Source organism: Bradyrhizobium sp. STM 3561 (assembly GCF_045571455.1).
Taxonomy (GTDB): Bacteria; Pseudomonadota; Alphaproteobacteria; order Rhizobiales; family Xanthobacteraceae; genus Bradyrhizobium; species Bradyrhizobium vignae.
Map to the genome: position 1 here is coordinate 5,987,546 of NZ_CP120695.1, position 21,927 is coordinate 6,009,472.

The 21,927-nt window shown below is 64.2% G+C and carries 25 protein-coding genes and 1 pseudogene; 8 read left to right on the forward strand and 18 right to left on the reverse strand.

Translation table 11 applies throughout. The features are described 5' to 3' along the window. Window position 1: 1 nt before the first annotated feature. The 4 genes from P6U28_RS28400 to P6U28_RS28415 all read right to left on the reverse strand — a co-directional run bounded on the left by P6U28_RS28400 (window position 2) and on the right by P6U28_RS28415 (window position 2,341). Window positions 2-238 (reverse strand): hypothetical protein, encoded by a 237-nt coding sequence (locus P6U28_RS28400; protein ID WP_122400841.1) that lies wholly within the window; start codon window positions 236-238, stop codon window positions 2-4. A 124-nt stretch (window positions 239-362) separates the two neighbouring features. Next, window positions 363-863, reverse strand: a complete 501-nt coding sequence (locus P6U28_RS28405) for a hypothetical protein (RefSeq protein WP_122400840.1) — start codon at window positions 861-863, stop codon at window positions 363-365. Continuing rightward, the gene (locus P6U28_RS28410; RefSeq protein WP_162500103.1) at window positions 860-1,471 is read right to left on the reverse strand and encodes a permease; all 612 of its coding nucleotides are present in this window, start codon (window positions 1,469-1,471) and stop codon (window positions 860-862) included. The genes P6U28_RS28405 and P6U28_RS28410 overlap by 4 nt, the downstream gene beginning before the upstream one ends. Window positions 1,472-1,744: 273 nt before the next feature. Further along, window positions 1,745-2,341 carry a superoxide dismutase gene (locus tag P6U28_RS28415; protein WP_061024641.1) on the reverse strand — a complete coding sequence of 199 codons (597 nt, stop codon included), beginning with the start codon at window positions 2,339-2,341 and terminating at the stop codon, window positions 1,745-1,747. Window positions 2,342-2,583: 242 nt separating this feature from the next. On the opposite strand from P6U28_RS28415, the gene P6U28_RS28420 reads away from it, so the two are divergent. From P6U28_RS28420 to P6U28_RS28430, 3 genes are all read left to right on the forward strand, one after another. Then, on the forward strand, window positions 2,584-3,111 hold the full coding sequence (locus tag P6U28_RS28420) for a GNAT family N-acetyltransferase (RefSeq protein WP_122406372.1): 528 nt from the start codon (window positions 2,584-2,586) through the stop codon (window positions 3,109-3,111). Window positions 3,112-3,192: 81 nt separating this feature from the next. After that, window positions 3,193-4,578, forward strand: coding sequence for an MATE family efflux transporter (locus tag P6U28_RS28425; RefSeq protein ID WP_162500102.1), 1,386 nt, complete (start codon window positions 3,193-3,195; stop codon window positions 4,576-4,578). Window positions 4,579-4,684: 106 nt separating this feature from the next. Beyond that, complete coding sequence (locus P6U28_RS28430; RefSeq protein ID WP_122400837.1) at window positions 4,685-5,119, forward strand: DUF2147 domain-containing protein; 435 nt, start codon at window positions 4,685-4,687, stop codon at window positions 5,117-5,119. On the opposite strand, the gene P6U28_RS28435 is transcribed toward P6U28_RS28430, so the two are convergent. Then, a complete protein-coding gene (locus P6U28_RS28435) occupies window positions 5,116-6,267 on the reverse strand; it encodes a DUF3095 domain-containing protein (protein WP_122400836.1) in 1,152 nt (383 codons plus the stop codon). The two genes, P6U28_RS28430 and P6U28_RS28435, sit on opposite strands and share 4 nt — an antisense overlap. 237 nt (window positions 6,268-6,504) lie before the next feature. On the opposite strand from P6U28_RS28435, the pseudogene P6U28_RS28440 reads away from it, so the two are divergent. Next, window positions 6,505-6,774 (forward strand): annotated as a pseudogene (locus P6U28_RS28440) (hypothetical protein); the annotation flags it as partial. Between the two features lie 5 nt (window positions 6,775-6,779). Here the strand turns inward: P6U28_RS28440 and P6U28_RS28445 are convergent. The 5 genes from P6U28_RS28445 to P6U28_RS28465 form a co-directional block, all read right to left on the reverse strand. Continuing rightward, a complete protein-coding gene (locus P6U28_RS28445) occupies window positions 6,780-6,989 on the reverse strand; it encodes a hypothetical protein (protein WP_122406371.1) in 210 nt (69 codons plus the stop codon). Between the two features lie 125 nt (window positions 6,990-7,114). Next, a complete protein-coding gene (locus P6U28_RS28450) occupies window positions 7,115-7,837 on the reverse strand; it encodes an SDR family NAD(P)-dependent oxidoreductase (RefSeq protein WP_122400835.1) in 723 nt (240 codons plus the stop codon). Beyond that, on the reverse strand, window positions 7,830-9,212 hold the full coding sequence (locus tag P6U28_RS28455; RefSeq protein WP_162500101.1) for a class I adenylate-forming enzyme family protein: 1,383 nt from the start codon (window positions 9,210-9,212) through the stop codon (window positions 7,830-7,832). The genes P6U28_RS28450 and P6U28_RS28455 overlap by 8 nt, the downstream gene beginning before the upstream one ends. Then, entirely contained in the window at window positions 9,199-9,444 is a 246-nt protein-coding gene (locus P6U28_RS28460; protein ID WP_122400834.1) for an acyl carrier protein, read from the reverse strand. The genes P6U28_RS28455 and P6U28_RS28460 overlap by 14 nt, the downstream gene beginning before the upstream one ends. Before the next feature lie 140 nt (window positions 9,445-9,584). Next, window positions 9,585-11,399, reverse strand: a complete 1,815-nt coding sequence (locus P6U28_RS28465; RefSeq protein ID WP_122400833.1) for a long-chain-acyl-CoA synthetase — start codon at window positions 11,397-11,399, stop codon at window positions 9,585-9,587. Window positions 11,400-11,753: 354 nt separating this feature from the next. Between P6U28_RS28465 and P6U28_RS28470 the strand changes: the two genes are divergently transcribed. Beyond that, window positions 11,754-12,734: a tripartite tricarboxylate transporter substrate binding protein gene (locus P6U28_RS28470; protein ID WP_122400832.1), complete on the forward strand. Its 981-nt coding sequence runs from the start codon at window positions 11,754-11,756 to the stop codon at window positions 12,732-12,734. A 32-nt stretch (window positions 12,735-12,766) separates the two neighbouring features. Here P6U28_RS28470 and P6U28_RS28475 read toward each other — a convergent pair whose 3' ends face one another. The 5 genes from P6U28_RS28475 to P6U28_RS28495 all read right to left on the reverse strand — a co-directional run bounded on the left by P6U28_RS28475 (window position 12,767) and on the right by P6U28_RS28495 (window position 16,761). Next, window positions 12,767-13,048, reverse strand: coding sequence for a DUF3551 domain-containing protein (locus P6U28_RS28475; protein WP_122400831.1), 282 nt, complete (start codon window positions 13,046-13,048; stop codon window positions 12,767-12,769). 32 nt (window positions 13,049-13,080) lie between these two features. Beyond that, window positions 13,081-13,359: a DUF3551 domain-containing protein gene (locus P6U28_RS28480; RefSeq protein ID WP_122400830.1), complete on the reverse strand. Its 279-nt coding sequence runs from the start codon at window positions 13,357-13,359 to the stop codon at window positions 13,081-13,083. A 124-nt stretch (window positions 13,360-13,483) separates the two neighbouring features. Further along, window positions 13,484-15,361: a molecular chaperone HtpG gene (htpG, locus tag P6U28_RS28485; protein ID WP_122400829.1), complete on the reverse strand. Its 1,878-nt coding sequence runs from the start codon at window positions 15,359-15,361 to the stop codon at window positions 13,484-13,486. Window positions 15,362-15,474: 113 nt separating this feature from the next. Further along, window positions 15,475-15,882: a hypothetical protein gene (locus tag P6U28_RS28490; RefSeq protein WP_122400828.1), complete on the reverse strand. Its 408-nt coding sequence runs from the start codon at window positions 15,880-15,882 to the stop codon at window positions 15,475-15,477. A gap of 267 nt (window positions 15,883-16,149) precedes the next feature. Then, window positions 16,150-16,761, reverse strand: coding sequence for a nuclear transport factor 2 family protein (locus P6U28_RS28495; RefSeq protein ID WP_122400827.1), 612 nt, complete (start codon window positions 16,759-16,761; stop codon window positions 16,150-16,152). A gap of 189 nt (window positions 16,762-16,950) precedes the next feature. On the opposite strand from P6U28_RS28495, the gene P6U28_RS28500 reads away from it, so the two are divergent. Then, complete coding sequence (locus tag P6U28_RS28500) at window positions 16,951-17,799, forward strand: energy transducer TonB (RefSeq protein ID WP_245509447.1); 849 nt, start codon at window positions 16,951-16,953, stop codon at window positions 17,797-17,799. Between the two features lie 96 nt (window positions 17,800-17,895). Here P6U28_RS28500 and P6U28_RS28505 read toward each other — a convergent pair whose 3' ends face one another. After that, window positions 17,896-18,702: a response regulator gene (locus P6U28_RS28505; protein WP_122400825.1), complete on the reverse strand. Its 807-nt coding sequence runs from the start codon at window positions 18,700-18,702 to the stop codon at window positions 17,896-17,898. A gap of 233 nt (window positions 18,703-18,935) precedes the next feature. Here P6U28_RS28505 and P6U28_RS28510 point away from each other — a divergent pair, with 233 nt between their 5' ends. Then, complete coding sequence (locus P6U28_RS28510) at window positions 18,936-19,169, forward strand: NepR family anti-sigma factor (protein ID WP_162500100.1); 234 nt, start codon at window positions 18,936-18,938, stop codon at window positions 19,167-19,169. Beyond that, window positions 19,169-19,717 (forward strand): sigma-70 family RNA polymerase sigma factor, encoded by a 549-nt coding sequence (locus P6U28_RS28515; protein WP_018316216.1) that lies wholly within the window; start codon window positions 19,169-19,171, stop codon window positions 19,715-19,717. Before P6U28_RS28510 ends, P6U28_RS28515 begins: the two co-directional genes overlap by 1 nt. Window positions 19,718-19,788: 71 nt before the next feature. Here P6U28_RS28515 and P6U28_RS28520 read toward each other — a convergent pair whose 3' ends face one another. Further along, window positions 19,789-20,502, reverse strand: a complete 714-nt coding sequence (locus P6U28_RS28520) for a nitroreductase (protein ID WP_122400823.1) — start codon at window positions 20,500-20,502, stop codon at window positions 19,789-19,791. A gap of 108 nt (window positions 20,503-20,610) precedes the next feature. Continuing rightward, complete coding sequence (locus tag P6U28_RS28525) at window positions 20,611-21,855, reverse strand: acyl-CoA dehydrogenase (RefSeq protein WP_122400822.1); 1,245 nt, start codon at window positions 21,853-21,855, stop codon at window positions 20,611-20,613. Window positions 21,856-21,927 lie beyond the last annotated feature (72 nt).

Genomic DNA, 21,927 nt, shown 5'->3' on the forward strand with positions numbered 1-21,927 from the left:
GTCACCTCATCGCCAGGAAGACGATGCCCCAGAGCACGGCGCAGACGGCGAGCGCGGCCGCGAGACGGCCCGCCATGGTCATGCGCAGGATCGACCAAGGCGCCGCCTGGGCCGGATGCGGCGAGGCCGCATCGTGAACATGGGCGTGGGTGTGGTCGTGCCCATGCGAATGCGCGTGGTCATGGGAGTGGCCATGAGCATGGTCGTGCTGGTGGGCGTGGGACACGGCGGGAACCATCCCGGAACGTTATATTATAACATTACGCCTGTCCACGGCGGGTAACGTCATTCCGGGGCGATGCGCAGCACCGAATTATGGTGCGCAGTTGCGCACCTGAGAATCTCGAGATTCGCTCCCCGCCTCACGGCTTCCCGATCAACATCGCGATGGCGGCCGCCACGAACGGGAACGGCACCGAGACGGCGCAGCGGAACCAGACGAAGCGGGCCGGCATGAACGGTATTTCCCACAAGATCACCCGCTGGAAGGCGAACAGCGCCCAGGCGACGACATAGGCGACCACCTGGGGCACCCCGCCACCCGACTTCAGCGCCACGGTGCCGATGGAGAAGCCGATCACGGGACCGCCGGGCGTGGCCGCGCCAGCCAGCACGGCAGTCGCGACCCCGAGCCAGCTGCTGTCCGGACCGAGCCAGCCGGTGATCAACTCCTGCGGGATGATCGCGGCGATGTAGCCGGAGCCGATCACACCCAGCGCGATCCGCGGCACGATGTTGATGAAGTCCATCGAGCCTTCGCGTAGCGAGGCCTTGAACACCGGAGGGCCGCGGCGGAAGGCGATCAGCCCGACGCCGAGCACCGAGCCCCACAGCAAGATGTCGATCAGCAGCGCGGCGCTCAATTCTCGTCGTCCTTCGCGAGCGGCTTCGGGTAGAGCCTGACATAGACGAAGCGGCCGAGCGCGCCGGCGAGCACCGGCAGCGGCAACGAGATCACGATCCGCCACAGCGTGAAATCGGTGCCCATGATCGGGATTTCCCAGGCGACCGCCCTGCCGTAGCCGATCAGGGTCCAGCTCACGACCATGGCAATGGTGGCGCCGAAATCGGCGCCGACCGCCAGCAGCGCGCTTGCGACGGGATAGGCGGTGAAGGGCCCTCCCGGCAGGATTGCGCCGAAGGCGGTGCCGATCAGAAGGCCCATCAGACCGGATTTCGGCCCGAGCGAGCGCGAGACCTTTTCGTGCGGCAGGATCTCGGAGATGAAGGCGCCAAGCAGGCAGCCTGCCAGCACGCGCGGCAGGATGCCGCCGAACAACGAGAGATCGTGAGTGAGAATGTCGAGAACGCCGTCGGCGCCGTCACGCCGCCAGACCAGCACCGCGCTCACCGCCACCAGGATCGCGATGATGATGGTGGACCAGCCGATCGGCTTGCGCACACGCCCTGGCCGCGGCTCGGAGTCTGCGTCCTCGGCAGGCGCCGGTTCTTTCGGGGGAAGTTCTGACAACGGGTGTGGAGCGGCTCGAGGGTGATGCCCGTCCTGATTAAGGGCGGCGTGCCTCCGATGCAAACGGTGTGACGACAGACCCATGCGCGCGCCGCGCAGGGCAATTCCGCACAGCAAAAAGGCGACCGCGTAAGCGACCGCCTTTTTCTATCCTTCTTCTGTTCTGCCATTCCGGGGCAGCGAAGTCGAACCCGGAATCTCGAGATTCTCAGGTGCGCAACTGCGCAGCATAGTTCGATGCTGCGCATCGCCCCGGAATGACGAGGTGAGAACTCACGCCTTCTCGAACAGGGACTCCACGTATTCCCAGTTCACGAGGTTCTCGACGAATGCCTTGAGATAGTCGGGCCGGCGGTTGCGATAGTCGATGTAGTAGGAGTGCTCCCAGACGTCGCAACCGAGGATCGGCGTGGCGCCGTGCACCAGCGGATTCTCGCCGTTCGGGGTCTTGGAGATCTCGAGCTTGCCGTTCTTGACCTGGAGCCAGCACCAGCCGGAGCCGAACTGGCCGACGCCGGCCGCCTGGAAGTCGGCCTTGAACTTCTCGAAGCCGCCGAGGTCCTCGTTGATCTTCTTCTCGAGCTTGCCCGGCAGCTTGGTGCCGCCGCCATTGGGTTTCATCCAGCTCCAGAAGTGGATGTGGTTGTAGTGCTGGCCGGCATTGTTGAACACTGCGGGATTCTTGCCGAACGAGCCCTTGACGATCTCTTCAAGGGACTTGCCTTCCCATTCGGTCCCCTTGAGCGCGTTGTTGCCGTTGGTGACGTAGGCCTGATGATGCTTGTCGTGGTGATATTCCAGCGTCTCCTTCGACATGTACTGGCCGAGGGCGTCATAGGCGTAAGGGAGTGGGGGCAGCGTAAAGGTCATGGGTTCTTGTCCGCAACTGGTGGGGAACGAGTTATAACGGTCACCTCTTATAGAAGGTTCCGCGGCCATTAAATACCTCAGAATTTGCGAAAAGGCGTGATGGGGTGGCCTTCCCGGAATGCACAAATTCGTCGCAACGGGCCGCTGTCGATCAAACCTGCGGTTCGCCATAAAAATATCATTGCCTTTGAAGCGCTTAAGACAGAACAAACGCGCCGCGAAGCAGAGCTGTGAAGGACGACATGAGCATCGAGATCGACATTTTGAACGGCGACGCGTCGTGGCCGATCGCAAAGCCGCTGCTCAGCGCGGTCTGGGGTCAGGACGCAGCGGAGAAGCCGGCCTGGAGCCACGTCAAATGGGCCAATGCCGACCTTCGCGTGCTGATCGAGACGCCCGAGGATGGTCTCGTCTGCCATGTCGGCATCTACTTCCGCACCGTCACCTGGAACGGACAGAAGGTTCACATCGGCGGCATCGGCGGCGTCTGTACGCGGGAAGACCAGCGCGGCCGCGGCTATGCAACCACGGCTCTCGAGGCAGCGGTACATACGATCCGCGCCAACGAGGCGGTCCGTTTCGCCCTGCTGTTCTGCGAGCCGCACAACGCCGCCTTCTACGCGGCCCGGAGCTGGCTGCCCTTCAACGGCGAGGTCTATTGCGAGCAGCCGGAGGGGCGGATCCGGTTCACCTACATGGCTCCTTACGTCTTCCACATCGTCCGCGCGCCGACGCTGGGCACCATCGACCTATGCGGCCTGCCGTGGTGAGCCCTGCGTGAGCCAGGGCTGCGCCGGCGCCTCATTCTCTTATAATATGTTGATCATCATTTAATTTTCCGCGCGGTGAACATGACGATCGACGCCCCCGCAGATGCCGTCCCGCCGGTTGCGCCGGTCGTCTCACCCATTGCCGGCCTTCTGACCGCGCCGATCCTGCCGACGCTGCTGCGGCTCGCGATCCCCAACATGATCGCGATGGTCGGCAGCACGCTCGTTGCCGTTGCTGAGACCTCCTATATCGGCCGGCTCGGCACCATTCCGCTCGCCGCGATCGCGCTGGTGTTTCCGTTTGCGATGCTGACGCAGATGATGAGTGCGGGCGCGATGGGCGGCGGCGTATCGTCGGCGATCAGCCGCGCGCTCGGTGGGGGGAATCACGACCGCGCCGCGACGCTGGCGCTGCATGCCGCCATCATCGGCCTCTGTGGCGGGCTGTTCTTCACGGTGATGATGCTCGTCTTCGGCCGCTCCTTCTTCGCACTGCTCGGCGGCCGCGAGCGCGTGCTGGAGGAAGCCTGCGGCTATTCGCAGGTGTTGTTCTCCGGCGCGGTCGCGATCTGGCTCGTCAATACACTGGCCTCGGTGATCCGCGGCACCGGCGACATGCGCCTGCCCTCGATGACGCTGATCGGGGCGAGCGTGCTCCAGATCGCGCTTGGCGGTACGCTGGGGCTCGGCCTGTTCGGCGTGCCGCAATTCGGCATGCCGGGCGTGGCGAGCGGCCAGCTGATCGCGTTCAGCTGCGCCGCGATCTTCTTCCTCTGGTATCTCTTGTCCGGCCGCAGCCGATTGCAGCTCGATTTTCGCGCCTTCCATTTCGAACGCGCGATGTTCCTGGACATTCTCAAGGTCGGCGCGGTGGCCTGCCTGTCGCCGCTCCAGACCGTGCTCACCATTCTGATCTTCACGAAGATCCTCGCGACCTTCGGCACCGAGATGCTGGCAGGCTACGGCATCGGATCGCGGCTGGAGTTCTTGCTGATCCCGATCACCTTCGCCTTCGGCATCGCCTCGGTGCCGATGGTCGGTATGGCGATCGGCGCCGGACATATGACGCGCGCGCGGCATGTGGCCTGGACGGCCGCCGCGGCCTCCGGACTCACGGTCGGCCTGATCGGCCTCGCCGTCGCACTTGCTCCGTCGCTGTGGGTCGCGCTGTTCACGCGGGATCCCGGCGTCACCGCCGCCGCGCACAGCTATTTCCACTGGGCAGGTCCGGCGTTCGTGTTCTTCGGCATGGGCGTGTCGCTGTACTTCTCCTCGCAAGGCGCCGCACGCGTCGGCGGCCCCGTGCTCGCGTCCACCGCCCGGCTTCTCATCGTCGCGATCGGCGGCGCCGGCCTGATGACGGCGCAGGCGCCGGCCTGGACCCTGTTCGCGCTAGTCGGCGGCGCCATGGTCGTGTTCGGGCTGTCGACCGCAGCCTCGGTCGCCTTCGTGCGCTGGGGCAAATGATCGCAGGTAGATCAATGCGGGTATATAGACGCAGGAAAGTGATTCCATCCAGCGTTGCACTATCCTGCCGGGCTGCTATGGAGGCGCTCCATTCCGGGGCCTTTCCATGACGTCCAGATTCGCTGCATTCATCGTCCTCCTCGCCGCGCTGTTCTGCACGACTGCTGCCCACGCGCAGAGCGCCGACGGGACCTGGCTGACCCAGGCGGGTGATGCCCGCGTCAAGATCAGCAAATGCGGCAGCGGCATCTGCGGCCATATCGTGTGGCTGCGCGAGCCCTATGACACCTCAACCGGCCAGCCGGCCACCGACAGCAAGAATCCCAATCCCGGACTCGCCAAGCGTCCGATGATCGGCTTGCCGTTGTTCAGCGGCATGGAGCCCGCAGGACCGAACAAATGGGCGGGCCAGATCTACAATGCCGATGACGGCAGCACCTATGCGAGCAGTATCAGCCTGACTGGCGCGGATTCGCTGCGGGTCGAAGGCTGCGTCGGCGCGCTCTGCGGCGGTGAAACCTGGACCCGCGCGGGGCGCTAATTTGCTGCCGTCATCGCCTTCAACGCGGTCGCCGCCGAGGCATAGCCGCCCTGCGCGCCGTCGATGAAGTGCACATGGTCGCTGCGCAGCGCCGAGGGCGTGAAGCAGGTCATCATCGCGGCATCCTGCTGATGGATGCCGTAGCGCACGATGCCGTCGCGCGCGGCGGCCGCGAGGCGATCGCTCAGCGCGCGCTCGAGCTGCGGAGTGCAGTCGAGAATCATGCGCAGACCGTCGTCATATTTGCGGAAGTCCGAGTTCTCGACGACCTGGCGTTTGTAGAGGCTCGGCACGAAACCGCCGATCTTGATGTCGAAGCGCATGATCAAATAGGCGAACAGCGTATAGGCCAGCACACTGGCTCTGCGCGCGAGCAGCGGACCGCCGCGTTTGGTGCGGGCTTCGAGCTCGAGCCCCTGCGGCGGCCATTTCAGCGGCGGCCCCTGCGGAGGCACCGGGCGGCCGCCCTCCGGACTACGCTCGACGAGATGGATGATGTCCTCGATCACCTTGCGGAAGGCGTGCGGATCGACGCCGCGCACCGGCATCACCAGCACCGACAGGATCAGGCCGCGCGCAGCCGGCATCACCTCGAACCGGCACGATAGTCCGGAGAGGTCCGGTTGCGTGCCGGCGGGCGCCTCCGTGACCGCAAACTCGCCGCGCTTCATCGCGGCATCGGCCCAGGCAAGCCCGCCGCCTGAGAACATCGCATAGGACAGGTTTGCCGACGGCCCGAACCGGGCGACGCGCACGTCAAGGCCTTGAGCGCGAATGACGCCGACCGGCACCAGTGCGACGCGCATGGTCAGATCGAGATCTTCCCGCACCCAGGTCGCGGTCGCAGCCAGTGCCTCGCGAGCAAGTTCGATATCGTCCGGCGCGACCGCGAAGCTCGCGCCGTCGCCGCCGAACACGAAGGGGAATTCGCGCCCTCCCAGCGCGTTGGTCACCGCCGCGATCACCGCCGCGCCGGCCATATTCACCGCCTTGTACCGTTGCGCCGCGATCGCCTTGGTCGAATCGACGATGTCGGCAACACCGATGCTCCAGTCGTCCGGCAGCGGCGAATAGAGCGCAGGATCCATCAGGCTGGTGAAGCCCCGGAAGACGGGAATGCCGCCATAGAAGGATTCGCCTGAGGTCATCGGGAATGCCGGATGGTTGGGATGTAAAATAAATACGTGGGATGATCGATCCGGGTTCGCTGGGCGCCCCGTCTCAATCATTGGCCGAAACGGCCCCGGACAACAAGATGCGGCCGCGCTGCAATGCCGCGGCGGGATCATTGATCGGCATCAAACGGCCGGCGGAGGAGAGCGGCTATCGTTGGTCGGCTCGCACGGGATGATCGAGGTGTCCGATTTCGGCAACAAGGACTCACCGAAGCGCACCACCTGACCCGCTCGGATGCGATCTGCAAGCTGATCGAGCCAGGCCTGAGGATCGCGCCCCCGGTCCTCACGTCGGCACATCCGATCGCATCGGACGCCACCAGGATCGAAGAGATCGCAACGCACGAGATCGAATCGTGTCGTCCCGCATTGCCGGCGCACGAACGCGAGCGCCGCCTCCGCCGCCTTACCGAAGGACCGCCGGAATTTTCGCACGAACGAATTGACCTGCCGAAGGACTTGCCCAAGCGGCGGACGTGAGCGGGTTAGTGCAGCTTCTCGTCTTGACGCTTGCGCAAGGCGTCGAGAGACGCATCATGGCAGCCGATCAGGCGGACGAATTGCTGTGGGTACATTTCATGTCCATGGCCACCGGAATTCTGATGCGACATCGGCGTGCAGTGGACATCGTCGGGGTTCGCACGGGATTGCTCCGTGTGGCCCTGATTTGAAGCCGTCATGTTTGGCGTGGCCATGGACTGCTCCCTGTCGATTAGGGCAGATCGATTGACGTAACCCAATCGATTGCGGGGCATCTTACGACCAAATCCGGCTGAATGTCATTGCCGGATCAAATGCGATCATGACGGCAGAGTTCCGCTTACGCCGTGTTCCCCGCGTCGACGGTGAACACCGTCCCGGTGACATTGCGGCCGCCTTCGCCCAGCAGATATTCCACCATGCGCGCGACGTCGTCCGTCTCCGGGAGGCGGCGCAGCGCGCTGCGGCCGGCGATGCGCTTGCGGCCCTCGTCGGAGAGATTGTGGGTGAGCTCCGTGTCGATGAAGCCCGGAGCGATCGCATTCACGGTGATGCCGAGCTTGCCGACCTCGCGCGCGAGCGAGCGGGTGAAGCCGGTGGCGGCCGCCTTGGTCGCGCCGTAGACCGAGAGCCCGTTGTAGCCCGTGGTCGCGATGATCGAGGAGATGTTGACGATGCGGCCGGCGCCATCGGCCATCATCTGCCGCGCGACATATTTGGTGAGGATGATCGGCGACAGCACGTTGAGTTGCACCAGCGCCGCAATCTCGGAATTGCGCATGGTGGCGAGCAGGCCTTCGGTGCCGAGGCCGGCATTGTTGACGAGGCCGTAGATCGGGCCGAATTCGTCGCGCACCAGCTTTGCAAAGGCCGGGATCGCATCGATCACGGCAAGATCGCAGGCGCGGAAGTGCAGACGCTCCTCGGACCCGGCGATGGCCGCCTTGAGCTCGTCGCTCTCGCGCCGTGCGGCCGCGATCACGTTGAAGCCTGCACCAACGAGGCGCCTCGCAATCGCTAGCCCAATGCCGCGGCTGCCACCGGTGACGAGAACATTATACATCGGTGCGCGCCAGTTTTCCGGCCGGGGTGACGTCGAGTGCCTCGACGAAGCGGATCACCGCCGGCACCTTGTGGGACGCGAGCTGGGCGCGGCAATGCTCCAGGATCTGGTCGCGGATCTCCTTCGCGCGTGCCTGATCGGTGCCCTCAGTGAGGATTACGTCGGCGACGACGATGCCGCCGGTGATCGGGCTGCGGCGGGATTTGGCCCGCGACATCCGCACGTCGGGATGGCGGTTGATTACCGCCTCGATCTCCTCGGGGTGGACCTTCAGCCCGCCGATATTGATGATGCCGCCGCGACGGCCGACGAAATAATAGCGGTCGCCGCGCAGCTCGACGATGTCGCCGCTGTCGACGAAGCCGTCGGCATCGGTGAGCGCCGCCGCATTGCGGCCAACATAGGCATGCGCGGTGCGCGCCGAGCGGATTCGCAGCGAGGCGTCGGTGACCTTCATCTCGACGCCGTTGCGGTTGCCGAGATAATCGGCCGGAAAGCCTTCCAGCCCGTCATTCACGGCGAAGCCGACGCCGGCCTCGGTTGAGGCATAGGCATGGCCGACGGAGGCATTGGGGAACGCCGCCTTCAAACCGTCCAGCACCGCCTGGTCTGCGATTTCGCCGGAGAGACGGACGTAAGCCGGGGCGAATTGCGCCGCCGAACCGCTCATCAAGAGCTTGCGCCAATGCGAGGGCGTACCGGAGATGTGCGAGACGCCGCGCGCCTTCAGCCGCGCGACGTGATCGGCGAGCGATTCATGCGGATCGGACAGCACCATCGAGCCGCCGGAAAGAACGGCGCGGAGGAATATCTGCAGGCCGCCATAGCGGCGAATGTCGTAAAACGTCGCCCAGACCGGCGCCTGACCACGTGCAGGGCCTTCAGCGACGATCGCCCCGGTCAAGGCTTCCAGCGTATGGCCGACGATCTTTGGCACGCCTGAGGTGCCCGAGGTGAGCATCAGCCATTCGGTCGCGCGCTCGGACTTGGCCGGCGCGATGACTTGAAGCGGCAATCGCGCGACGACGACCAGCGGCACGCAGGTGTCCGCCCAGCGGTCGGGCTCATCGGTGACGACCGCATCGATCCCGGCATCCGCGATCAAGGCATCGAGATGCGCCGGATTGAGATCCGGCGGGCACAGCAGCATGCGGCGGGCGATGCCGTCGAGCTCGATCATGGCAAGGCCCGACCGGAGCTGGTCTGACAGCTTGAGCAGCACGGCACGGCCCGACAGCTCGCGCAGCCGGCCGCCCAGGACCGTGTGCGACAGGATGTCGGTCAGCGACACGACATCGTGCGCATCGGAGATCGTGCGGCCTTTCAGCTCCGCGCCGAGATGGTCGCGGAGCGCAAAGATCTCACGCGGGGACATTTGCGTAGGCTCGCACGAAATCGCCCACCGTGGCGGGAAACGCGGCGTCCTCGGAAATGGTGAAGGGGTCGACGCCGATCTCGTCCTCGAGCCGCGCCACGAGAATCGCGAAGGCGAGCGAATCGAAGCCCGTCTCGTGCAGCGACAGATCGTCCGACAGCTCCGGAAGCGTGACGTTCTGCTCCTTGGCGATCTGCTGGATCGCTTCAATGACCTTAGACCTTACCGACATGGCTGGCTCGCTTTTCGTTATCGTTCGTGTTGCGGCGGCTCTTGATGACCGCCTCCCATGGCCGTCTGTTTACCCGACACAAGTAAATGGCTTCTTGGACAATTCAGATAAAATTGGACCTATCTGCGGATTTCCGCGCGCTATACCCGAACCACCCCCTCAATAATCTTCGTAAATCCCTCTGAATCGAGCGTGACGTAGGCCCCCGACTTCGGATCGAGCATGAATAGCGGATCGCTTATCGCGCCGGGGTCGAATCCCTCCCGCGCGAGCTCGCCCTTCTTCTGCTTGAAGGTCTCGGTCGCATCGATTTCGCTGGAGATACGGATGAAGACGGGACGGGCATAGGCCGGCAGCCGCTGCGCGAGATGGACGGGCAGTGCGGAAATGTCAAAGCCGTCGTTCACGACGAGCGCGCTCATGCCGGCACGGCCATCCGCTCCGGGAATGCTGACGCCATAGGTGGTGGCGTCGATCACGCCGGCGAAGTCGCGCACGGCATCGTTGACTTCCGAGGTCGCGACATTTTCGCCCTTCCAGCGGAAGGTGTCGCCGATGCGATCGACGAAATGGAAAAAGCCCTTGTCATCGATCCGCATCAGATCGCCAGTGCGGAACCAGGCATCGCCCTTGGCGAAGACGTCGCGCAGAATCTTCTTCTCGGTCTCACCGGCATCAGTGTAGCCCTCGAAGCGGCCGCCGCCCTCGTCCGCGGTTCCGATGCGGCCGATGGCCTCGCCGGGCTCGCCGCGAGCGCAGGCGATGCAGAAGCCCTCGTCATTGCGTAGAGGCGCGCCGCTGTCGGGATCGAGCTTGACGAGACTGGCCGGGAAGCGGTGCGCGAGCAGCGGCGGGACGCGCCCGATCGCGCCAGGCTGTCCCTCGACGTTGAACAGCGAGAAATTGCCTTCCGTCGCCGCGTAGAATTCGAGGACGCGCGGAATGGAAAAGCGCGCCTGGAAATCCTCCCAGATGTCGCCGCGCAGGCCGTTGCCGCAGACGAGCCGCAGGCGGTGCTGATTCTCGTATTCCGACGGCGCCGCCTTCAGCAGGTAGCGGCAGAGCTCGCCGATATACTGGAACAGCGTGCAGTCATGCCGTACGACGTCAGGCCAGAAGTTCGAAGCCGAGAATTTTTCCGCAATCACCACCGAGCCGCCGGCGGCCAGCATGCTGCATGGCGCGACGATGCCGCCGACCGAATGGAATAGCGGCAGACAATCGTAGAGCCGATCCTGCGGCGTCGCGCCCGTGAGGCCGGCGAACCAGAAGCCCCAATTGAGGATGCGGCGATGGCTGATGCTGGCCGCTTTCGGCAGACCGGTGGTACCTGAGGTGTAGATCAGCAGCGCACGGTCGTTGATGCTGACCTTGCCGTGTTCCTCCGGCGAGAGCGGGCCATCGTCGAGGACAGCAAGCGCGGCATCGATCGCGCGTTCACCACGAGCATTGCCGTGGGTCCAAACCTTGGGCTGCGTCCTCATATACGGCGTTGCGCTCTCCAGCACCACCACGAGATCGTGCGCGACGACGATGTGCGCCGGCTTTGCGAGATTGAGGCAATGCGCGAGCGATTGGCCGACAAGCTTCGTGTTGATCAGCGCAACCACACCGCCGATCCGGCTGATGCCGAGCCAGGCGGCAACATAGTCGATGCCGTTCGCCATGATCAGCGCAACGGTATCGCCCTTGGCCACGCCGACAGAGCGCGCCCAGCGCGCATAGCGGTTGATGCGCTTCGACAAGCCTTCATAGTCGAGCGCCGCGTCATCGGTGACCAGCGCGATGCGATCAGGCTGGCGGACCGCCCAATCCTCGACGACATCGGCGAACAGCCGGCCTGGCAGCGTCTCGATCCGGGCTGTCAGCTCGATCGCCTTCAGCCAGATCTTAGAAGCCGAGGACGTGCGCGCCGCTTTCGGCTGCTCGATGACGCCGGTGGTCATGTTGTTCACTCTTGCGGACCGTCTGCTGGTTTCCGGCAACTTAGCCCGCCCGCCCTGCCCAGGTGTTAAGGGACAAGGTAAAACTCCGTTAGTGTGCGATTAACTCTAGCCATCCTTTACCAAGTCGATCGGATCGGCGTGCGCGGCTGCACAATTCTTGCGATAGCAGCGATGCCGAGCGGGCACTCTTACCCTCTCCCCTGGAAGAGAGTGGCGCGCGCAGCGCGACGGGTGAGGGTCTCTCTCCTCACGGGCCATCTCGCCATTGGCGACAACCCTCATCCGGCGCTTCGCGCCACCTTCTCCCGCAAGGAGCGAAGGAAGAAGAGCGCGTGGCTTCAGTTTCTTGTTGAGGCAAGACAGATGATCACCAGACGACATTTCCTTCAAACCGCCGCCTGCACCGCAGCCGCGCTCGCCGCGCCGCGTGCCTTTGCTCTCGACAATCCGTCCTATCCCGCGCGCAGTGTGAAATGGGTGGTGCCCTATGCGCCCGGTGGCGCGACCGACCTGCTGTCTCGGCTGCTCTGCCAGCGGCTGTCCGACCGGCTCGGCCAGACCTTCGTCGTCGAGAACAAGCCCGGCGCCGGCAGCAATATCGGGACGCAGGCGGTCATCTCTTCCGCACCCGACGGCTACACGCTGCTGCTGACCTCGACCGCGAACGCGATCAACGCCTCGTTCGATCCGGCGTTGCCCTATGATTTCGCCAAGGGCATCGCACCGGTCGCCGGCGTTGCGCGGATACCGCTGGTGCTGGTCGTCAACAACGACCTGCCGGTGAAGACCGTCGCCGACTTCATCGCCTACGCCAAGGCCAATCCCGGCAAGATATCGATCGCCTCCTCGGGCATCGGCACCTCGCTGCACCTCTCCGGCGAATTGTTCAAGTCGCTGGCCGGCGTGCAGTTCACCCACGTCCCCTATCGCGGCTCGGCGCCGGGCCTGACCGATGTGATGAGCGGGCAGATCCAGGGCATGTTCGACAATGTCTCCTCGTCCTTCGAGCTGGTGCGCGCCGGCAAGCTGCGCGCCCTCGGCATCACCACGCGCGAGCGCTCGGAAATCTTGCCCGACGTGCCGTCGATCGCCGACGCGCTGCCCGGCTACGAGACGTCATCGTTCTACGGCGTCGGCGCCCCGCGCGACACGCCGCGCGAGATCGTCGATCTGCTCAATCGCGAGATCGACGCCGCGCTGTCTGATTCCGGTATCAAGGCCCGTGTCGCCGAGCTCGGCGCGATCCCGCTGCACGGCAATGCCCATGAGTTCGGCAACATGCTGGCGACGGAAACCGATCGCTGGCGCAAGGTGGTCGAGCTGTCGGGAATCAGGAAGGATTGACCTTGCGAGGGTCTGCTCGCAAGGCGCGCCGATTACCCGTTGGGCCACTCGCCGCTACGCCGCAAGCGAGATCGCGGCGGCGCGTGGACCGGATAGTACGGATTGAGATCGCAGATCGCCGAACGGCCGGCGGCCGTGGCGCGACACTGCGGCAGCGAGGTGAAGGAGCAGTCGTACCACTCCCCACCACCGCCGTTCGCGCCGGAATAGACGTGCATGCAGACGGGATAACGCGGATCAAAGGTCTGCGCCTGGGATGGCGCGGCCGGAAGCAGCGCGCCGGCAATCATGATCAGGCCGAACGAGAAACGCATGGAAGGTAGTCTGCTATGCCGCATCGGAATCGCTAATGCACTTTCTTGTGACGCCGGCGCGGCGGCGGCGGTTCATCGAAGGCGTAATAAGGATTGAGATCGCAGCTGGCCGCGCGGCCCGATGCCGTGGCGCGACATTGCGGCAGCGACGTGAAGGAACAGTCGAAATAGTCACCACCGCCACCGGTGAAGCCCCCGGGCGTATAGACGTGCATACATACCGGGTAGCGCGGATCGTAGGTCTGGGCGCTGGCATCGGCGGCAACGAACAGCGTGGCAATCGCGATGAGGGTCAAAATCGGCAAGCGCATGGAGACATCCTCGACATCGACGGTGTCGGCTGATGCCGACGGCCTGCTATGGCATAACGGCAGGCCGGAGGCGACTGTTCCTAGGGACAGATGACGGCAAGGTGAGTACGCTGGGGCTGCGGCGCTACGCGCCGAGCCCCTGTAACACCAGCCGGTTCAGCCTTGCCGCGAACGCCGCCGGGTCTTCCGGCAATTCGCCGTCCAGGATCTGCGCCTGTTCGAGCAGGAGCAGGCTGAGATCGTCGACGACCTTCGAGCCAGCTTGCGCCTTGGTGACCGCGGTGACCAGCGGATGGCGCAGATTGATTTCGAGGATCGGCTTGGTCTTCATGCCGCGGTTCTGCTGCGACAGGATGCGCTCGAGCTCGCGGCTGGGGCCCTGGCTATCGGCGACGAGGCAGGAGGCCGAGCTGGTAAGCCGCGTCGAGGCCTTGACGTCGCTGACGCGCTCGCCGAGCGAGGCCTTGATGACCGCGATGGTGGCCGCTTCGTCCGCGGCGGGCTCGTCCTTCCTCGGCTCGTCCTTGTCGTCGATACGCGGGATCAGGTCGAGATTGAGATCGCCCTGGCTCAGCGACTTCAGCGGCTTGCCTTCGAACTCCGATGGCATCGAGGTCCAGAAGGCATCGACAGGATCGGACAGCAGCAGCACCTCGATGCCGCGCGCGGTCGCAGCTTCCAGCCGCGGGTTGGATTTCAGCCGCTCGATGCTGTCGCCGACCAGATAATAGATCTCGGTCTGGTTCGGCTTGAAGTCGGCGACGACCTGCTTCAGCGACCGCTTCTCGCCCGACGTGGTGGTGAAGCGCGACAGCGCGAGCAGCTTTTCGCGCCGCTCGAAATCCTCGTAGATGCCTTCCTTCAATACCGCGCCGAAGGCGTCCCATATCTTGGTAAAATTGTCCGGATCCTTCTCGGCAAGGCTTTCGAGCTCGGATACGACGCGGGTCGCCACCGCTTTGCGGATCTGCGCGAGCTGCGGATTGTTCTGGAGCATCTCGCGCGAAATATTGAGCGGGAGATCTTCGCTGTCGACCACGCCGCGGATGAAGCGCAAGTAGCCCGGCAACAGATCGGCATCATCGGTGATGAAGACACGCCGGACGTAGAGCTTCACTCGCCCCTTGCGGTTCGGCTCGAACAGGTCGAACGGCTTGGTCGAGGGCGCGAACAGCAGCACGGCGTAGGAGTAGCGCCCTTCCGCGCGGTAATGCAGCGTCATGGCGGGATCGTCGAAGGCGGAGGCGATCTGCTGATAGGCCTTCTTGTAATCGTCTGCCGTCAGCTCGGATTTCGCGCGCTGCCACAGCGCGCTCGCCGAATTGATCTGGCGCGGCTCACCTTCTTCCGGCACGAGCTCGATCGGAAACAGGATGTTGTCCGAATAGGCCGTGACGATGCGCTGGATCTCGTAGGTCTCGAGATACCTTTTCGCATCGTCCTTCAGATGCAGGACGATCTCGGTGCCGCGCGTCACGCGCGCCGCCTCCTCGTCGCTGGCACGGGCGATTTCGAAGCCGGAGCCGCCGGAGGAGGTCCACGTCCAGACGTCGCTCTCCCCGGCGCGGCGGCTGATCACGACGATCTTCTCGGCGACCATGAAGGCGGAATAGAAGCCAACGCCGAACTGGCCGATCAGGCCGAGCCCGTCCTTGGCCTCTTTCAGCTTGGACACGAACGCCTTGGTGCCGGAACGGGCGATGGTGCCGAGGTGGTCGATCAGCTCCTGCCGCTCCATGCCGATGCCATTGTCGGCGATCGTGAGCGTCTTGGCCGTCTTGTTCGGAATGATGCGGATCTTGAGCGTGTCGCCTTCACCCAGCAGGGCGGGACTTGCGATGGCCTCGTAGCGCAGCTTGTCGCAGGCATCGGAGGCATTGGAGATGAGTTCGCGGAGGAAGATGTCGGTTTCCGAATAAACGGAGTGCACCATCAGGTGCAGCAGTTCGGAAACTTCGGCCTGGAAAGGCTGCGTATGCACAGCCGTATCTGACGTCGTCATGCGCTTACCCGGTCAAAACAAAGGGAGGAACCCGGATATAGCGCGAGGCAACGGCGGATCAAGAGGATGTGAAGCATCCCCCCGGCGCAGCCACCATCACAAGGGGGCGCGGATCAGGTCACGCAACGGCCGGGCTGGAGCAGCCTTGCGACCTCGGTCAGGGAGCTGACCATCGGCTCACAGGCGATCGTCGGCTTGGTGCGAGGCTTCTTCTGGTTCTGGAGCAGCACGGGCGGCTTGGCGTTGCCGCTCTCGATCACCGCCGGGACCCGCAGCAGCACCGACGTATCGGGAAGGTCGTTCAACCGCATCGACACCGTGCGGGTGGAAACTGCTGCCGGCTGGACCTCCCCGAGCCGGTCCGCCTTCGCGGCGCGATTGACGTTGTGGCCCGGCTTGTCAGCCTTGGCGGCGACCGCTTGCCAGCGGTCAGCCAGATCGTGGCCGGAGGCTAATTGCACGGCGCCAAGCGAGGCGGCGATCGCGATGGCGCTCAAAAATACCTTTTGAATCTGTGACATGGCTGACGGTCCCTCGCCCCATGGCGATCGCGGGAACAACGCCGGCAGAGGATCGGGGGTTCTCGGCCGTTACGATCACTTAACCGTGTGCGAAAAATGCCGCAGGGCCGACAAAATATTTCGCAAGCCGTGGAACGACTCTGCCAGTCGGGAGTCGTCTCAGCAGCCGGCTATTCCCCCCTGCCCCATAAGCCGGCGACGTAGGGCGCGACTGTGGTGATGCCAGTCGCGCCTTACTTTTGTCTGGAGCTCACTTGGTGCGAGTTATTAGGCCTTCCCCGTCAGCCAGTCCCGCCCCTCGCCATAGAGCTTCTCGACCTCAGGCCCGATCAGGCCCGGCATGTCACGCTTGACCTTGTAGCCGATCAGCTCCTGCGCATAGGCGAGGTGGCGATAGCCTTCGGGCAGCGCAGCGAGCGCCTGCTGATCGAGGCGAAGCGTCGCGGCAGGATCGACCGGATCAATCCGGTCCTTCTCATAGATCGGCTGGCGGCGGACGATGCCCCATTTGCTAATACCTGATTGGTCCTGCCGCTTCTCCAGGAAATCGTAGAACCGCCCGGTGCAGACGACGTCGCAGAGCACGTCGTGCACCAGAGCGCGCTGCGAGATCGTCATCTTGGTCTGGGCGATGGCCCGCTCGCCGGCGAGATCGATGCTCGTGCCACCGAGGAAATGCAGGATGCGCACGCCCTTGGCAAACCCCTCCTGGCTGACGCGTATGAAATCCCGCGCCGGTCCCTGAAACCAGGTGGCGGACATCCAGCCCTCTTGGTGCCAGACGGTGGCAAACCGCTCCCAATCACCAGCATCGCGCCACACCACCCAGTTCTCGACGAGGTCGCGAATGGCAAGGCGATCGAGGAGTTGCTGATCCATGGTCGTGTCTCTCCCGGCGGCTTGAGCCTGCAATGGATGTCATCGGCCCGACGTATCAAGGGGGCAATTTGGTCGCCGTCAAGCGGCAGGGCATCGCGGTCGTTCCAGCTGCCCACAACGGAGTGAGCGCGATGCGTGCGACACGCCTTGCAATCAACCGGACGGCGATTAGTATCCGCGACGATGCAGATGAAATCCCCCTTGCTGGCCGCATTTCTCGGATTGCTTGCGGCTTTCCCTTCCGATGCGCAGACGTATACGCAGAGTGAGAATGCCCAGGCCTGGAAGGCGAGGCTGTCAGCACACATCGCCAAGAGCAGGTTATTTCCAGCCCAGGCACTGGGGCAAACCGGTGAGGCCAAGGTTGGCTTCGTCATCGACCGGTCGGGCAAATTGGTCTCGCGGGCACTGGCGGCGAGCACCGGCTCGCGACTGCTCGACGATGTGGCGCTGGAGATCGTCGCCCGCGCCCAACCGTTCCCCGAGCCGCCTTCGGAGCTGAAGGACGAGACGTTCTCCTTTACGGTGCCGATTGTCTTCAACGGCCGGAAATTCCAGGTGCCGACGAACGGGGTGATGCTGAGCACGCCGGCTTCCGGCCTCGCAGAGTCCGAGGCTATGGCCGCGTGGCGCAAAGCGGTCACCGAGCACGTCTGGCGCAACAGGGTATTTCCTCCGCAGGCGATCGGCCAAAGGGCCGATGCCGGCGTGACATTCGTGGTCGATCGCTCGGGCAAATTGATCTCAAGCGCTTTGGTGGAAAGCACGGGCTTCGCACCGCTGGACGCCGCGACGCTGGCCATGGTCGAGCGATCCGCGCCATTCCCGAAACCGCCCACCGAGGCGAAGGACGATTTACAGAGAATAACCGTCCTCATAGCTTTCGACGGGACGCAGCCAAACCTGGCGCCGTCACCGGAAGGAGAGAAATTGCTTCAAACCTGGATCGAGGGCCAGCCCAAGCTGAATGCGAAATCCCCTGGACCGGATGATACAAAGCTAAACTCGATGCTTCGCAGCATCTGCCGCGGCTGCTGAGGCAGAGCAGGACGACGCTCCGCCGCCATATAAGCCGCCATATAATAAGAACGGCGCGCCTTGCGACGCGCCGTCCCGTGTTCGATACAGGCCTTCTTAAGCCGCCGGCGCCTTCGGCGTGCGGTTGCGCGAGTTGCGCTGGAAGAACAGCGCCTGGCTCGCGACCGCCGATACCATCGCGGGCTGGAACGGCTTTGAGATCAGGAACGCCGGCTCGGGACGCTCGCCGGTGAGGAAGCGCTCGGGGTAGGCGGTGATGAACACCACCGGCACCTCGAAGGTGCGCAGCAGCTCGTTGACCGCGTCCAGGCCCGACGAGCCATCGGCGAGCTGAATGTCGGCGAGGATCAGACCGGGTCGCTTGTTCTTGGCGAGCGCCACCGCGTCGGCATGGGTGCGCGCGACGCCGACGACATTGTGACCGAGATTCTTCACAAGGCTCTCGAGGTCCATTGCAATGAAAGTCTCGTCCTCGATGATCAGCACGTCGGTGGCGATCTCGGCCGCCATCTCGCGCCCTGCGGCATCCGCAAGCCGCCGCGTCTCGGCAACGTCGGTGCTGAGGATGAAGGCGACCTCCTCTTCCGAAAATCCCTCCAGCGACAGCAGCAGGAAGGCCTGCCGCGGCAGCGGCGTGATGTTCGACAGCCGCCGCTCGGGCGGCATCGGCAGGGTCGTCACCTCGGCATCGTCGTTCACCGAAACCGAATTCCAGATCTGGGTGAACAGCCGGAACAGGCCCGCCCGCGGTCCGTGGCTCTCGTCGAGCACCGACGGATCTCCCAGCATGGCTTCCAACATGGCTGCGACATAAGCGTCGCCGGACGCCTGGCTGCCCGTCAGGGCGCGCGCGTACCGGCGCAACAACGGCAAGTGTTCAGCGACAAGCTGTGAACGGGACATCCCCACTCCATTCGTCTTCGGGCCAACCTTGAGATCCAATCCTGAGGTCAGGGCGTCACGCGGGGGGCCCGGGTTCCCCCTGCTGGGCTGATTACGCGTCAGCTCAAGAAAAGTTCCGTCGGGCTGGGAACTTTTTCGCACAGCTGGAATTGTGCCTATCCAGGGAACGGCTCCCGGTTGAGAAAACATCTCGATTTTACAGTCACTTAACTCGGGGAAACGTGGAACAGGTCATGAAAGATCTCAAGTCTCAAGCCAGCAGAAGCACGACCCCCGGCAAGGGAGGCCTCACTCCGGAGATTCAATCCCGGATTGGGCATCAGTTGCGCGCCATGTACGACGACGTCGTGCGACAGGGGGTTCCGGACCGGTTCGCAGAACTGATCAAGAAGCTTGATGCGCCGGGGGCGACACCCCACGTGGAAAATGAGGGCGGATCCAACGACAACAACAATGGGAGGGAGTAATGCCTCTCACGGACTCCCTGCGTAACGACATCTTGGCGGCCGTGCCCAGCCTGCGCGCCTTCGCCATCTCGCTCAGCGGCAACGCGGACCGGGCCGACGATCTGGTCCAGGAGACGCTGCTGCGGGCGCTCGCCAACATCGACTCGTTCCAGCCCGGCTCCAACCTGCCGGCGTGGCTGTTCACGATTCTGCGCAACCTGTTTCGCTCCGACTATCGCAAGCGACGGCGCGAGGTCGAGGATGCCGAAGGCAACTACGCCAAAACGTTGAAGACACAGCCTTCGCAGAACGCGCATCTCGAATTCGAGGAGTTTCGCACGGCTTTGGACAAGCTTCCGCAGGACCAGCGTGAGGCGTTGATCCTGGTCGGCGCGTCGGGCTTCTCCTATGAGGACGCGGCCTCGATCTGCGGCTGCGCGGTCGGCACGATCAAGAGCCGCGTGAACCGCGCCCGCTCAAAACTCGCCGCACTGCTCTACGTCGACGGCGCAGAGGATTTCGGACCCGACGAGACCGTGCGGGCCGTGATCGGCGGCAGCGGTGGATAGCGGCAGTCAGTCATCGAAGCCACACCCACGCGTGAAGGCGGCAGTTCGCGCGGCCGCCTTCGTGCACGTCATCACTCCTCAACGAACGTCACCGTATCAGGCACGCTCGCGCGCGAGGTGCGGTAGCCGTTGACCTTGTGGGCGTGGTCGGCATAGCCGAACGAGATGCCGCAGACGATCCGGCGGTCCTCGGGCAGGTTGAAGTGGCGACGGATCAGGCCGGAATGCCGCGCCAGCGCTGCCTGCGGAATCGTCCCTAGCCCGAGCGCCTGCGCCGCCAGCATGAAGTTGGAGACATAAGCGCCGCAATCGATCGCGCCGTAGATGCCGAGTGGCTCGTTGGTGTGGATGATGGCGACATGCGGCGCGCCGAAGAAATTGTAGTTCTCCAGCGCCTGCTTGGCGTAGGCGGCCCGGTCGCCGCGGGCGATTCCAAGCGTATTATAGAGCTGGAAGCCGCTCTCGCGGCGGCGATCGAGATAAACCCCTACATATTCGCGCGGCGGAGTGAAATCGTAATCGTCGCCGAGGCCCTTTGAGGCCTCGGCGTAGATCGCCTTGCGGAAACGTTCCTTGGCCTCGCCGCCGGCGATGATGACCTGCCATGGCTGGCTGTTGCACCAGGATGCGGTGCGCTGCGCGGTGGTCAGCACATGCTCGATGGTCGCCCGGTCGACCTCTCTGGGAAGAAACGCGCGGACGGAGTAGCGTTCGTTGAGGAGCTCTTCGAGCACGCCGATGCGGTCTTCGGTGGAGTAGCGCGTATTGGGCACTTTAGCATCCATGGCTGGTCTCGCTTTCGTGCCCCAGATGCGGCGCAGAGCCGGGGCCCATTGTGGGATTCTGGGTCCCGGCTCGCGGCGCGTTGCGCCGCGTCCGGGACCCGAGGATATTCACCGTCCCTTTGTCGGGATCTTGTTATACGGCACGTCCTTGTCAACGCGGATGTCGCCCGGCAAGCCCAGCACGCGTTCGGCGATGATATTGCGCAGGATCTCGTCGGTGCCGCCGGCGATGCGCATCGAGGGCGAGGACAGCAGCATCTGCTGGAACTGGCCTTGTACCGTCTCCTCGTCGCTGCCGGTGAGCACGCCCGCCGCGCCCTGCAGGTCCATGGCGTAGGTCGCGATGTCCTGGAGCATCATGCCCGAGACCAGCTTGCCGATCGAGTTCTCCGGGCCCGGCCGCTCGCCCTTCGAAAGCGCCGAGATCGTGCGGTAGCTGGTGTATTTCAGCCCGCTCGACTTCGCGGCCCAGCTCGCGAGCTTCGAGCGCACGGCGCGATCGTCGATGGCGACCCCGTCCTCCAGCATAAGATTGGAGCAGAACTCGAACATCTCAGGGACGCCGGTCGCAAGCCGCGCGCCGATCGACATGCGCTCGTTCATCAGCGTGGTCAGCGACACGCTCCAGCCGTCGCCGACGGCCCCTAACCGCTGGCTGTCGGGGATCACGACGTCGGTGAAATAAACCTCGTTGAACTCCTGCATGCCGTTGGCCTGCTTGATCGGCCGGACCTCGACGCCGGGGCTCTTCATGTTCAGGAAGAACATGGTGAGGCCCTTGTGCTTGGGCACGTTCGGGTCGGTGCGCGCGATCAGGAGGCCGTAGTCGGAGTAATGCGCGCCCGAGGTCCAGATCTTCTGGCCGTTGACGACCCAATTGTCGCCCTTCTTCTCCGCGCGCGTGCGCAGGCCCGCGACGTCCGAACCGGCCGCCGGTTCGGAGAACAGCTGGCACCAGATCTCCTCGCCCGATGCGAGCTTCGGCAGATAGCGGCGCTTGGCGTCCTCGCTGCCGAAGGCCATCACGGTCGGGCCGCACATGCCTTCGCCGATCTGGAACGGCTGCGTCAGCTTGCCGTAGACGCCCTCCTCCTGCTGCCAGATCACCTTTTCGATCGGCGTCGCGCCGCGGCCGCCATATTCCCTAGGCCAGTGCAGGCAGGCCCAATTGCCCTCGAACTTCTTCTTCTGCCAGGCCTTGCCGACATCGACGATGTCGTGGTTGGCAAGACGAATGCGGCCGAGCGAGGATTTCGACAGCTCGGCCTGCAATTCCTTCGGCGCATTGGCGTCGATCCATTTGCGCGCGGTCTCGCGGAATGCGGCTTCCTGCGGGGTATCGTCGAAATTCATGGCACTTCCCTTTTATTGTCATTCCGGGCGCGCAACGCGCGAAGAATCCGGAAGTTACTCACACACATCGAG